At 72.8% G+C, this 12,342-nt stretch carries 12 protein-coding genes; 3 read left to right on the plus strand and 9 right to left on the minus strand.

The features are described 5' to 3' along the window. Positions 1-16: 16 nt before the first annotated feature. From ACWDXC_RS00725 to ACWDXC_RS00735, 3 genes are read right to left on the minus strand one after another with little or no spacing between them, the layout of a single operon-like run. Complete coding sequence (locus ACWDXC_RS00725; RefSeq protein ID WP_449976583.1) at positions 17-1,339, minus strand: formimidoylglutamate deiminase; 1,323 nt, start codon at positions 1,337-1,339, stop codon at positions 17-19. Beyond that, positions 1,330-2,877 carry an allantoate amidohydrolase gene (locus ACWDXC_RS00730; protein WP_449976586.1) on the minus strand — a complete coding sequence of 516 codons (1,548 nt, stop codon included), beginning with the start codon at positions 2,875-2,877 and terminating at the stop codon, positions 1,330-1,332. Before ACWDXC_RS00730 ends, ACWDXC_RS00725 begins: the two co-directional genes overlap by 10 nt. A gap of 34 nt (positions 2,878-2,911) precedes the next feature. Next, positions 2,912-3,598 (minus strand): SDR family oxidoreductase, encoded by a 687-nt coding sequence (locus ACWDXC_RS00735; protein ID WP_219510419.1) that lies wholly within the window; start codon positions 3,596-3,598, stop codon positions 2,912-2,914. A 54-nt stretch (positions 3,599-3,652) separates the two neighbouring features. Here ACWDXC_RS00735 and ACWDXC_RS00740 point away from each other — a divergent pair, with 54 nt between their 5' ends. From ACWDXC_RS00740 to ACWDXC_RS00750, 3 genes are read left to right on the plus strand one after another with little or no spacing between them, the layout of a single operon-like run. Next, positions 3,653-4,192, plus strand: coding sequence for a PadR family transcriptional regulator (locus ACWDXC_RS00740; RefSeq protein WP_449976590.1), 540 nt, complete (start codon positions 3,653-3,655; stop codon positions 4,190-4,192). A gap of 8 nt (positions 4,193-4,200) precedes the next feature. Further along, a complete protein-coding gene (locus ACWDXC_RS00745; RefSeq protein WP_449976592.1) occupies positions 4,201-5,154 on the plus strand; it encodes an ATP-binding cassette domain-containing protein in 954 nt (317 codons plus the stop codon). Beyond that, positions 5,151-5,900, plus strand: a complete 750-nt coding sequence (locus ACWDXC_RS00750) for an ABC transporter permease (RefSeq protein WP_449976595.1) — start codon at positions 5,151-5,153, stop codon at positions 5,898-5,900. Before ACWDXC_RS00745 ends, ACWDXC_RS00750 begins: the two co-directional genes overlap by 4 nt. Here ACWDXC_RS00750 and ACWDXC_RS00755 read toward each other — a convergent pair. The 6 genes from ACWDXC_RS00755 to ACWDXC_RS00780 all read right to left on the minus strand — a co-directional run bounded on the left by ACWDXC_RS00755 (position 5,880) and on the right by ACWDXC_RS00780 (position 12,274). Then, the gene (locus tag ACWDXC_RS00755; RefSeq protein WP_219510415.1) at positions 5,880-6,713 is read right to left on the minus strand and encodes a MurR/RpiR family transcriptional regulator; all 834 of its coding nucleotides are present in this window, start codon (positions 6,711-6,713) and stop codon (positions 5,880-5,882) included. The genes ACWDXC_RS00750 and ACWDXC_RS00755 overlap by 21 nt on opposite strands. A gap of 50 nt (positions 6,714-6,763) precedes the next feature. Further along, positions 6,764-8,428, minus strand: coding sequence for a urocanate hydratase (hutU, locus tag ACWDXC_RS00760; protein ID WP_375074311.1), 1,665 nt, complete (start codon positions 8,426-8,428; stop codon positions 6,764-6,766). A gap of 54 nt (positions 8,429-8,482) precedes the next feature. Next, a complete protein-coding gene (locus ACWDXC_RS00765; RefSeq protein WP_449976599.1) occupies positions 8,483-10,189 on the minus strand; it encodes an ABC transporter ATP-binding protein in 1,707 nt (568 codons plus the stop codon). Positions 10,190-10,418: 229 nt separating this feature from the next. Beyond that, positions 10,419-10,733 carry a hypothetical protein gene (locus ACWDXC_RS00770; protein WP_449976601.1) on the minus strand — a complete coding sequence of 105 codons (315 nt, stop codon included), beginning with the start codon at positions 10,731-10,733 and terminating at the stop codon, positions 10,419-10,421. A gap of 11 nt (positions 10,734-10,744) precedes the next feature. Next, positions 10,745-11,500, minus strand: coding sequence for a hypothetical protein (locus tag ACWDXC_RS00775; RefSeq protein WP_449976603.1), 756 nt, complete (start codon positions 11,498-11,500; stop codon positions 10,745-10,747). Positions 11,501-11,545: 45 nt separating this feature from the next. After that, positions 11,546-12,274, minus strand: coding sequence for a FadR/GntR family transcriptional regulator (locus ACWDXC_RS00780; RefSeq protein WP_449976605.1), 729 nt, complete (start codon positions 12,272-12,274; stop codon positions 11,546-11,548). Between the last annotated feature and the right edge of the window lie 68 nt (positions 12,275-12,342).

The following is a 12,342-nucleotide window of genomic DNA, read 5'->3' on the forward strand; positions in this document are numbered from 1 at the left end:
TCGCCGTCCCGCGCGGTCATCTCACGCGGCCGATCGCGTCGGCCAGCATCGCGCCGACGTCCCCCAGCTCGTGGCGGCCGTCGGACACCACCCGGCGGCCCCCGGAGATCACCGAGCGCACGTCCGCCGCCGTCGCCGCGAACACCACCGCCTCCAGCCCGCCCGCACCCGCCGTGCGCACCGAGTCCAGGCCCACCGTCACCAGATCCGCCCACGCGCCCGGCACCAGCAGCCCCGCCTCCGGGAACCCCAGCGACGCGTGCCCCGCCGCCGTCGCCGCGCCCAGCAGCTCGGCGGCGCTCCAATGGCCGCGCCGCTCCGTCGCCAGCCTCTCGTCCAGCTCGACCGCCCGCGCCTCCTCGAACAGGTCCACGACCGCGTGACTGTCGGACCCCAGCGTCACCGGCGCCCCCCGGTCGTACACCCTCCTCGCCGGCCCGATCCCGTCGGCCAGATCCCGCTCCGTCGTCGGGCACATGCACACGTACGTCCCCGACTGCCCGAGCAGCTCCACGTCCACCTCCGACAGATGCGTGGCGTGCACCGCCGTCGAACGCGGGCCCAGCGCCCCCTGCTCGTGCAGCACCTGCACGGGAGTCGCCGCGTACGTCTCCACGCAGGCGGCGTTCTCCGCCCGCTGCTCCGACACGTGCGCGTGCAGCGGAGCGGCGTGCCGGTGCGAGAACTCCACCACCACCGGCATCTGCTCCGGCGGCACCGCCCGCACCGAATGGATCGCCGCGCCGATCTCCACGTCCGGCTGGCCCTCGTACGCCGCGGCCAGCTCCTCCGCCCGCACCGCCCACCCGTCGGCGTCACCGTCGCCGAACCGCAACTGCGCCCCCGCCAGCGCCCGCCCCGGCCCGCCCGCCACATAACAGGCGTCGATCAGCGCGATCCGCAGCCCCGCCTCCCGCGCCGCCTGCACCAGCGCGTGCCCCATCGTGTTCGGATCGACGTACGGCGTGCCGCCCGGGCCGTGATGCAGGTAGTGGAACTCCCCCACACTCGTGATCCCCGCCAGCGCCATCTCGGCGTAGACCGCCCGGGCCAGCGCCAGATACGCGTCCGGATCCAGCCGCGCGGCCACCTCGTACATCTGTTCACGCCACGTCCAGAAATCCCCCTTGCCGCCCTGCGTCACGCCCCGCAACGCCCGGTGGAAGGCGTGCGAATGCGCGTTGGCCAGGCCCGGGATCGTCAACCCCGGCAGCCGGTGCGCATCCCCGGGCTCACCCCGGCGCACCCCGACGATCCGGGCGCCCTCCACCTCGACCAGCACCCCGGCCGCCACGCCGTCGGGCAGCCAGGCCTGCTCACACCAGTAGGTCAGCGGCACAGCTCCTCCAGCACGTTCGCGAGTGCGGCGACTCCCGCCTCGCAGTCTGCCTGCTCGGCATGCTCCTCCGGGGCATGGGACACGCCGGTGGGGTTGCGCACGAACAACATCGCGCTCGGCACCCCGGCCGCCGCCAGGATCCCCGCGTCATGCCCGGCCCCGGTCGCCAGCACCGGCACCTCACCCCCCACTGCCCGCCCCACCCGCTCCCGCAACCCCACATCGAACCCGACCAGCGGCGTCCAGGACTCCTCCCGCACCACCACCCCACCCCGCAAGCCCGGAGCCAAGCCGCCCTCCTCGGAGCCCCGACGCTTCACCGAACCCACGTAACCCCCCTGAGACCCCGCACCGCCGTACGGGGCTGCGGCCCCCTCCGGGGAGGAGCCACCCACCGGACCCACCCCACCCTGAGAGGCCGCACCCCCCGAGGAACCCGCGCCGCCGTACGGGGCCGGGGCCTCCCCCGAGAAGGAGCCACCCACCGGACCCACCCCACCCTGAGAGGCCGCACCCCCCGGGGAGGCCGCGCCGCCGTACGGGGCCGGGGCCTCCCCCGGGACTGCGTTGCCCGGCGGGGGCTGGTGGCTGGGGGAGCCGGCTGGGGTGCGGGGTTCGGGGGGCTGGGGGGCGGCGGGGTGAACGGGCGGGGCGGTGAGGTGGTGGAGGTCGGCCACGAGGGCGCGGACGTCGGCTTCGGCGGGCCCGCGGGCGTCGAGCCAGGCGGACACGAGCCCCGGGACGGCGTTGGCGTTGTTGGGAGAGACGAGCACCTTGCCCACGGTGGCGACGACGCCGCGGCGGGCGGCGTGCTCGCGGGCGGCGAGGACGAGGCGGGCCAGCGCGAGCATGGGGTCGTGCCGGTCGGCGAGCCGGGTGGTGCCGGCGTGGTTGGCCTGGCCGCGCAGGTCGAAGCGCCACCGTCCGTGGGGCCAGATGCCGCTGGCGACGCCGACGGGCCGGCCGTGCTCGACGAGCCCCTTGCCCTGTTCGACGTGGAGTTCGACGAAGACGCCGATGGCGCGCAGGGTCTCGGGGTCGGGGCCGAGGGCGCGGGGGTCGCGTCCGAGGCGGGTGAGGACGTCGGCGAGGGTGTCGCCGTGGTCGTCGGTGAGCCCGAGCGCCCGTTCGGGGGTGAGCGCGCCGGTGAGGAGCCGGGATCCGACGCAGGGGACGCCGAATCGGGCGCCTTCCTCGTCGGTGAAGCAGACGACGCCGAGGGGCCGGCGGGGCTGGAAGCCGCGGCGGCGCAGCAGGTCGATGGCGGCGAAGGCGGACACGACGCCGAGCGGCCCGTCGTAGGCGCCGCCCTGGCGGACGGAGTCGAGGTGGCTGCCGGTGACGACGCCGGGCTCGCGGGCGGGGTCGCCCCACCAGGCCCACAGGTTGCCGTTGCGGTCTTCGCGCAGGTCGAGCCCGCGGCGCGTGGCCTCGCCGGCGAACCATTCGCGCAGTTCCTGGTCGGCGTGCGACCAGGCGTCCCGTACGTAGCCTCCGGTGGCGGGGTCGCGGCCCACGCGCGCGAGATCTTCAAGCATGGACCCACTGTAGTGAATGGATCCATTCAGGCGGTCAGGTGAGGGGTCCCGCGCTCGGCCGGAGGGTGAGTTCGGTGAGGTGCGCGTCGGGCCCGGCGGTGCAGGCGGCGTGGATGGCGCGGGCGACGCTCTGCGCGGTGAGGTACTTCTCGGGCTCGTACGCCCCGCGTTCCTGCTCGCGTACGCCGCGCTGCATGTCGGTGTCGATCCGCCCGGGGTAGACGGTGGTGACGCGCAGCTCGGGCTCTTCGAGGCGGAGCGCGTCGGCGAACGAGCGCAGCGCGAACTTGCTGGCCGAGTAGGCGGCCCAGCCGGGGTTGGCGCGCTGGCCGGCGCCGGAGTTGACGCAGATCACGTGGCCTCGGGCGCGGCGCAGGGCGGGCAGGAGGAGCCGGGTGAGCTCGGCGACCGCGAACAGGTTGAGCTCCATGGTCTCGCGCCACACGGAGGCGGGCAGGTCGCCGATGCGGCCGAGCCGGGTGAGGCCGGCGCTGTGGACGAGCACGTCGAGCCGGTCGATCCCGGCGACGTCGGCTTCGGTGACGGAGGTCAGCTCGACCGGCCAGGCCCGTGCGCCGGGCAGCTCGGCGGCCAGCGCCGAGAGCGCGTCGCGGTCGCGGCCGCCGAGGATGACGTGGTGGGTCGGGGCGAAGGCCCGGGCCACGGCCGCGCCCACCCCGCGTGAGGCCCCGGTGACCAGGGCCGTCGGTCGTTCGCTCATGACGGGAAGCCTCTCACGCTTGACAGGCACTCAAATTTGAATACAAACTTGAATGTGTCCACAGCATCCACGACCCGCATCCTCATCCTCGGCACCCTCCTCGACGGCCCGCTCAACGGCTATCAGGTGCGCAGGCACCTGGAGACGTGGGGCACCGACACCTGGGCCAACGTCAAGTTCGGCTCGATCTACCACGGCCTCGGCAAGATGGCCGACGAGGGCCTGCTGGAGGTGGTCGAGGGCGGCAAGGGCGGTTCCACGGTCTATCAGCTGACGGAGGACGGCCGGTTCGAGTTCCACCGGCTGCTGATGCAGACCTGGCACGAGCTCCAGCCGATCGTCGACCCGTTCCAGGTGGCGGTCACGTATCTCGACCGGCTCGAGAAGTCCCAGATCCTGGCCGCCATGGAGAACAGGATCGAGCAGCTCAAGCTGGGCATCGCGACGACCGAGCGGGCGCTCGGCGCCAAGCAGCGTTACGGCGCCCCCCGCCACATCGACGAGAACCTCAAGCTCAACATCGGCACGCTGCGCGCGCAGCTCGAATGGTGCCGGCAGGCGATGCGGAAGGTGGAAGACGACGAGCTTCCCTAGGGAGAAGCATGATCATTCAGGCACATGGGTTAAGGAAGACCTTCACCACCAAGAGCCGTAAAGGACCCCAGACGGTCGAGGCCGTCCGGGGCGTGGACCTGGAGGTGAAGGCCGGCGAGATCTACGGCGTGCTCGGCCCCAACGGCGCCGGCAAGACCACGACGATCCGGATGCTCGCCACGCTGATCAGGCCCGACGCGGGCACCGCCACGATCACCGGCCACGACCTGCTCAGGGAGCCGTCGATGGTCCGGCGCAACCTCGGCTACGTGAGCCAGAACGGCGGCGTCGAGGAGCAGAACACCGCGCGGACGCAGATCGTCTTCGCGGCCAGGCTGTACGGGGTGCCGCAGCCGGAGCAGGCCGCCGCCGCGGTGCTGGAGCGGTTCGGCCTGGCGGAGATCGCCGACCGGCCGGGCCGTACCCTCTCGGGAGGCCAGAAGCGGCGCGTGTCGATCGCCCTCGGCCTGGTCCACACGCCGCCGCTGCTGTTCCTGGACGAGCCGACCACCGGCCTCGACCCGCAGAACCGCGCCAACCTGTGGGACCGCATCAGGGAGCTGCGCGACGGCGGCACCAGCGTGCTGCTCAGCACCCATTACCTGGAGGAGGCCGACGCGCTCTGCGACCGGCTGGCGATCGTCGACCACGGCGTGGTCGTCGCCGAGGGCACCCCGGCGGAGCTGAAGCGCGAGGTGTCCGGCGACGTGGTGACGCTCAGGCTGGCCGAGCCGGAGCGGGCGGCCGGCACGCTGGCGCCGCTGGCCAAGGACACCCGCGTGGACGACGACGTGCTGCGCGTGTACGTGGACGACGGCGAGCACACGCTGCCGGTGCTGCTGCGCACGCTGGAGGAGCAGCGGCTGGGCATCACGTCCGTCTCGCTCGACCGGGCGACGCTCGACGACGTCTTCCTGGCCAAGACGGGCCGGTCCCTGCGTGACACGGGGGTGGCCGCGTGATCAGGGACACCGCGCTCTTCCTGGGCCACGAGATGCGCGGCACGCTGCGCAACCCGATCTGGCCGCTGTTCGGCATCATGCAGCCGGTGATGTACCTGCTGCTGTTCGGCCCGCTGTACGCGGGCATGGGGGCCGGGGGCGACCTCGGCCGGGCGCTGACCTCGTTCGCGCCGGGCATGCTGGTCATCACGGCGCTGTTCAGCTCGATGGGCGTCGCGTACGGGACGATCTACGAGATGCGCAGCGGCGTGCTGGAGCGGATCGCGGTCACGCCGACGTGGCGGCCGGCGATCGTGCTCGGCCGGATGCTGCGCGACGTGGCCGTGCTGATGGCGCAGTCGCTCGTGGTGATCCTCATCGCGGTGCTCATGGGCCTGCGCATCGGCGTGGCCGGGCTGCTGCTCATGCTGCTGCTGCTCGGCGTCACGGGGCTGTTCTCCTCCGGCGTGGCGTACGGGCTGGCGTTCGGCTTGAAGGACGAGAACGCGATGGGGCAGATCATGCAGTTCTTCGCGCTGCCGCTGATGCTGCTGTCGGGCGCGCTGCTGCCGATGGCGCTGGGCCCCGACTGGCTGGAGCGGGTCGCCTGGTTCACGCCCTTCTACCATCCGGTCGAGGCCGGCCGGGCGCTGTTCGCCGGTGACCTGACGGACCTGTCGATCCCGCTGGCGTTCGCCGTGATGCTGGGCCTGGCGGCGCTGACCGTCACCTGGTCGGTGCGCTCGCTACGACGGATCGCCGGTTAGGAACGTGCCGGTCTCGTCCGTCATCCGCTCGTACTCCTCCAGCCGCGCCTGGGTGCGCAGCGGCGCGGCGTCGGCCATGGCCTCCACCAGGGCCATCGCCAGGGCGAGCGGGGCGGCGTGGGAGTCGAACACGAGCCGGTCGCCGACGGGCGCGTCGAGCACCACCTCGGCGGGGAAGTCGGCCCGGTCGCAGATCGCCGCCACCCGGTAGCCGAGCTTCCCGGCGTACTCCAGGGCCTGCATGACCTCGGCCGGATAGCGCGGCAGTACGACGGCCACCAGCCATTCGGCGCCGGCCCGGCGCGCCGCGTGCAGCCCGTCGGCCAGCTCGGACCCGCCGTGGGTGAGCAGCCGGACGTCGGGGTGGATGCGCCGGGTGTAGTAGGCGAACGTGGTGGCGAGCCCCGCCGAGACCCGCAGCCCGAGCACGGGCAGCGGCTCGGCGGCGGCCAGCGACGCGCCGAGCTCCTTGAGCGGCAGGCTGCCGAGCCGGTCGCGGACCAGCGACAGGTTGCGGATCTCCCGGTCGATGGCGCCCTTGATCAGGCTCTCCTGCGGCCGTTCGGCGGGGGCGCCGAGCACCAGCGGGCGCAGCGCCTGCCGCAGCTCCGGATAGCCGGCGAACCCCAGCACCATCGCGAACCTGGTCACCGACGGCTGGCTCACGCCCGACCGTTCGGCCAGCTCGACGCTGGACAGGAAGATCGCCTCTTCGAGGTGCTCCGACAGGTAGTGGGCGATCCTGCGCTGCACCGGTGACAGCCTCCGGCCGTCGAGCAGCCCGTCCAGCCCGCCGTGGTATGCGCCCGTCACGCCTCCTCCAACACCGCGGCCACGGCAATCTCATCCCGTAACGGGAAAACTCACTTTCCCGCCTCGGGACGCTCGCGCATGGGGATGCGGACGCCCCGCTCGTCGGCCACCGCGGCCGCCTCCTCGTAACCGGCGTCGACGTGACGCATGACGCCGGTGCCGGGGTCGTTGGTGAGGACGCGGTTGAGCTTCTCCCGCGCGAGCGCGGTGCCGTCGGCGACGGTGACCTGCCCGGCGTGGATGGAGCGGCCGATGCCGACGCCGCCGCCGTGGTGGATGGACACCCAGGAGGCGCCGGACGCGGTGTTGAGCATGGCGTTGAGCAGCGGCCAGTCGGCGATCGCGTCGGAGCCGTCGGCCATCGCCTCGGTCTCGCGGTACGGGGAGGCGACCGAGCCGCTGTCGAGGTGGTCGCGCCCGATCACGACGGGCGCGCTGAGCTCGCCGGAGGCGACCATGTCGTTGAACCGCTCGCCGGCCCGGTCGCGCTCGCCGTAGCCGAGCCAGCAGATGCGCGCGGGCAGCCCCTGGAAGTGGACCTTCTCCCCCGCCTTCCTGATCCACCGGGCCAGCGGCTCGTTCTCGGGGAACAGCTCCAGGATGGCGCGGTCGGTGGCGGCGATGTCGGCCGGGTCGCCGCTCAGCGCCGCCCACCGGAACGGGCCCTTGCCCTCGCAGAACAGCGGCCTGATGTACGCGGGCACGAACCCGGGGAAGTCGAAGGCCCGCTCGTAGCCGGCCAGCTTGGCCTCGCCCCTGATGGAGTTGCCGTAGTCGAACACCTCGGCCCCGGCGTCCTGGAAGCCGACCATGGCCTCGACGTGCCGGGCCATCGACTCGCGGGCCCGGCCGGTGAAGCCCGCCGGGTCCTTGTCGCGCTCGCCGGCCATGTCCTCGAACGCCACGCCGGACGGCAGGTACATCAGCGGGTCGTGGGCGGAGGTCTGGTCGGTCACGATGTCGATCTCGGCGCCCCGGGCCAGCAGGTCGGGCAGGGCGTCGGCGGCGTTGGCGACCACGCCGATCGACAGCGGGCGGCGCGCGTCGCGGGCCTCGTACGCCAGCTCCAGCGCCTCGTCGAGGGAGCCGGCGCGGACGTCGAGGTAGCGGTGCTCGATGCGGCGCTCGACCGAGCGCGGGTCGCAGTCGACGCAGATGGCCACGCCGCCGTTCATGGTGACGGCCAGCGGCTGGGCGCCGCCCATGCCGCCGAGCCCGGCCGTCAGCGTGATCGTGCCGGCCAGCGAGCCGCCGAACCGCTTGGCCGCGACGGCCGCGAACGTCTCGTAGGTGCCCTGGAGGATGCCCTGGGTGCCGATGTAGATCCAGGAGCCGGCCGTCATCTGCCCGTACATGGTCAGCCCGGCCGCCTCCAGCCGCCGGAACTCCTCCCAGTTGGCCCAGTCGGGCACCAGGTTGGAGTTGGCGATGAGGACGCGGGGCGCCCATTCGTGGGTGCGGAAGACGCCGACCGGGCGGCCGGACTGCACGAGCAGCGTCTCGTCGCCCTCCAGCGTGGTGAGGGTCCTGACCAGCGCGTCGAACGAGGGCCAGTCACGCGCCGCCCGCCCCGAGCCGCCGTAGACGACCAGCTCCTCCGGATGCTCGGCGACCTCGGGGTCCAGGTTGTTCTGGAGCATGCGGAGGGCGGCCTCCTGCGGCCAGCCCTTGGCGGTGAGCGTGGCGCCTCGCGGCGCGCGGACGGTGCGGCCCATGGTGACCCTCCTGAATGAACACATTCACCTTTGTCACCCGAAGAGTACAACGGCTCAGGTCACGAGGAACTGGGTGGCCGCGAGCTCCCGGTAGAGGCCGTCCTGTCCGACCAGCTCGTCGTGGGTGCCGACCGCGCGGACGCCGCCACCCTCCATGACCACGATCCGGTCGGCGTTCGTCACGGTGGACAGCCGGTGCGCGATGACGAGCACGGTCGTCTCGGTCGCCACCTCGGCGATGACCTCGCGCAGCCGCAGCTCGTTGACCGCGTCGAGCTGGGAGGTGGCCTCGTCGAGCAACAGCAGCCGGGGCTTGCGCAGCAGCGCGCGGGCGATCGCGACCCGCTGCCGCTCGCCGCCGGACAGCAGCACGCCGCGGTGGCCGACGGCGGTGTCGAGCCCGTCGGGCAGCCGGGCCACCAGGTCGTCGAGCCGGGTGCGGGCGACGGCGCGGTGCAGCTCCTCCTCGGTCGCGTCGGTGGCGGCGAACATCAGGTTCTCGCGCAGCGTGCCGGCCAGCACGGGGGCGTCCTGCTCGACGTAGCCGAGCGCGGCCCGCAGCTCGGCCAGCGGCCAGTCGCGGATCTCCCGGCCGTCCAGCGTGATCGTCCCGCCCTGGTGCTCGTAGAAGCGTTCGAGCAGGGCGAACACGGTGGACTTGCCCGCGCCGGACGGGCCGACGAGCGCGGTGAGGCCGCCGGGCGGCACCTCGAACGTGACGCCGTCGTGCACGACCGGCCGGTCCTCGCCGTACGAGAAGACGACGTCGTCGAAGCGGACGCCGAGCGGGCGCGCGTCGCTCGCCGGGACGGCGCCGACGGGCTCGCCGGGCAGGTCCTCGATCTCGCGGATGCGCTTCATCGCGGCCAGGCCCTGCTGGAGCTGGACGGCGCCCTCGACGAGCTGGCCGATCGGCGCCACCAGGTAGAACAGGTAGAGCAGGAACGCGATCAGCGAGGAGACCTCCAGCGTGCCCGCGGCGACGCGGGCGCCGCCGACGGCGAGGACGGCCAGGAAGGCGATCTGCACGGCCATCCAGGTGGCGACCCCGGCGAGCGAGGTCCAGCCCGCGACCTGGAGACCGCGGTCGCGGGCGCGCTCGGCGGCCTCGGCGACGACGCCGATCTCCCGCTCCTCGGCGCCGCTGGCCTTGACCGTGCGGTAGGACTGCAGCGCCCGGTCGAGGACCGCGCCCATCTCGCCCACGGCCTCCTGCGCGTCCTTCTGGGCCCGCTGGATCTTCGGCATGACCAGCCCGGTCAGCCCGCCGATCACCACGATCACGAGCAGCGTGACGAGCAGCAGCACGCCGTCCATCGTGGCCATCATGACGATGGCGCCGACCAGCATGAACACCGAGCTGACCGAGTCGACCACGCCGTTGGTCAGCACCGCGCGCAGCAGCGTCGTGTCGCCGGTCACCCGCGACAGCAGGTCGCCGGGCTTGAGCCGGTCGACGTCGGCGACCCGCAGGCGCAGCATCCGGTCGACCAGCCTGCGCCGGGCGCCCAGCACGATGCCCTCGCCGGTGCGCTCCATCAGATAGCTGCCACCGGCCGACACGACGGCTCCGACGAGCACCGCGACGGTCAGCCCGATGAGCGGCCCGGCCATGGAGGCGTTCTCGCCGAACGCGTCGACCACGTACTTGGCCAGCAGCGGCATCGCGAGGCCCGCAGCCGAGCCGATCAGGCCCAGCACCCCGCCCACGACCAGGATGCCCCTGTGCGGTCGCAGGTAAGCGAGCAACTCCTTGATCACGCGATCTCCTCTCGCGACATATCCCGAAAAACCCCAACGAACGATGGAACGGAATCCGCACCGGTCAACTTAAATTGACGACCAAAGTATGTCAACTTTGATTGACGCCTCCTCCCTGAGGAGGAGAACACCCCACGGGAACGCACGCGCCCGGGACCGAGGAGAGACGGGGACGGAGGACGGGGGGCGGGGGCAGGGGCGGGGGCCGCGGCGGGCCGGGGCCGGTGACCTAGTCGAGGTCGGGGGTGTCGGGCCAGTCGTGGTCGGCGTCCCCGTCGTCGGCGCGCCGCAGCTTGACGTCCTCCACCCAGGCCGCGGCGAACCGCCGGACCGCCGGCCCGTCGCCGTGCGGCGCGTACTCGTCGTCGGGGATGAACTCGGCGTACTCCAGCCGCATGATCAGCTCGTCCAGGCCGAACGCGGCGTCGTGCGCCCGCGCGTGCGCCTCGAGCTCGCGGAAGCTCCAGCGCCCGGCGAGCGCGGCGACGGCGGCCAGGTCCGCGGGGAGCCCGCGGTCGTGCAGCGCCAGCACCAGGGCCCCCACGCCGCCGGGGGTCACGGGAGGCGGCGGGCGCGGCGGGTGGACGGGAGGTCGTGGCGGCCCGAGAGGAACTCCTGGAAGGCGATCTTGGCCCGGATGACGGGACGCCGCCAGCGCTCCTCGCGCCGGATCGCCTTGGCGAGCTTGCGCGGCGAGCGTCTGGCGAAGAACCAGTGCGCCCACGGCGAGCCGGGCCGGGCCAGCCGGACGACGCCGACCGCGAGCAGGATGGGCACGAACATGCCCACCATCCCGGTCCAGATCTTGCCCTTGAGCAGGGTGATGACGACCATGGCCAGGTGGGCGGCGATCAGCGGGACGGGGCTGATCGGCAGGGCGTAGTCCCAGACGAGGGGGCGCAGGCCGGTCAGGAGCAGGCCGGTGATCGCGATGGCGATGAAGACCGCGTCGACCGAGGTGCGGCCCTCCTCCTCCCAGTAGACGTCGTGCAGGTGCAGGATGAGCGCGAACTCGTCGAGCACGAGCGCCGAGCCCATGCCGAAGACGGACGCCGCGACGGCGTAACCGGTCTGGGAGCCGCCGGAGACGATCAGCCCGGCGACGCCGCCCACCAGCATGAGGATGACGCCGAAGACCACGTGGTGGATGTGCATCTCGCCCACGTTGACGTTGCGGAACCAGCCGATCTTGGCCCGGATGAGCCGGACGTTGATGCGGGTGGCGATGAACGTGACGATGAGCGCGACGAAGAAGCAGAACAGCGGAAGCCGTCCTGTCGCGATGATGCTGTGCTCGAACCAGTTCGCCATGACCTTGAAAGAGACTCTACGAGCTCTCCCCGAGTGGAGTGTCCGTCAAGAGAGGAACGCCCGGAGAAGGGCGGCGGTGCCCTCCAGGTGTTCGGCGACCGCCCGGCGGGCCGCGTCCGGGTCCCCGGCGACGATGGCGGCCACGATGGCGCGGTGCTGCGTGGCGGCGTGGTCGAGGTTGACCTGGAGCATCGGGATGGCGTTGAGCAGGTCGGAGACGCGCAGCCGGGCGTCGGCGCAGGCGGCGGCCAGCAGCGGGGAGCCGGTCAGCTCGGCGATCGACAGGTGGAAGGCGGTGTCGAGGCGCCGGTAGTCCTCCAGCGAGGCCGCGTTCAGATCGGCCAGCCGGCGTTCCAGCACGGCGCGCCGGTCGGCGGTGAGCGGGGTCCCGGCGAGCACCTGGGCGGCGCCGCACTCGACGGCCATGCGGAAGGTGAGCGCGTCGGTCAGGTCGGCGGTGCCCATGTCGGCGACGACGCGGCGCAGGTCGCCGTCGGCGGGCCGGGGCGGCACGTAGGTGACGAACGCCCCGCCGTAACGGCCGCGCCGCACGTCGAGGTAGCCGGCCTCCTGGAGGGCGCGGATGGCCTCGCGCAGCGTGACGCGGCTGATGCCGAGCCGGACCGCCAGCTCGCGCTCGGGCGGCAGTTTCTCGCCCGGGGCGACCACGCCGAGTTTGATCGCCTGCAGGAGCCGTTCCACGGTCTCCTCGAAGGCGTTGCCGGCCCGCACCGGGCGCAGCACCGTCATCAAACGCGCCGACTCGTCCAACATGTCCTCAGGTCTTGACAGATGATCCCGCTATACACATCAATGGTCTGAGACTAGCCCAATCAACGGGA

This window comes from Nonomuraea sp. NPDC003214 (assembly GCF_053590035.1).

Excerpts from the sequence above, each read along its gene's own strand:
- ACWDXC_RS00730 (WP_449976586.1), bottom strand. The coding sequence starts at position 2,877 with ATGCTTGAAGATCTCGCGCGCGTGGGCCGCGACCCCGCCACCGGAGGC.
- ACWDXC_RS00735 (WP_219510419.1), bottom strand. The coding sequence starts at position 3,598 with ATGAGCGAACGACCGACGGCCCTGGTCACCGGGGCCTCACGCGGGGTG.
- ACWDXC_RS00745 (WP_449976592.1), top strand. The coding sequence starts at position 4,201 with ATGATCATTCAGGCACATGGGTTAAGGAAGACCTTCACCACCAAGAGC.
- hutU (WP_375074311.1), bottom strand. The coding sequence starts at position 8,428 with ATGGGCCGCACCGTCCGCGCGCCGCGAGGCGCCACGCTCACCGCCAAG.
- ACWDXC_RS00775 (WP_449976603.1), bottom strand. The coding sequence starts at position 11,500 with ATGGCGAACTGGTTCGAGCACAGCATCATCGCGACAGGACGGCTTCCG.
- ACWDXC_RS00780 (WP_449976605.1), bottom strand. The coding sequence starts at position 12,274 with ATGTTGGACGAGTCGGCGCGTTTGATGACGGTGCTGCGCCCGGTGCGG.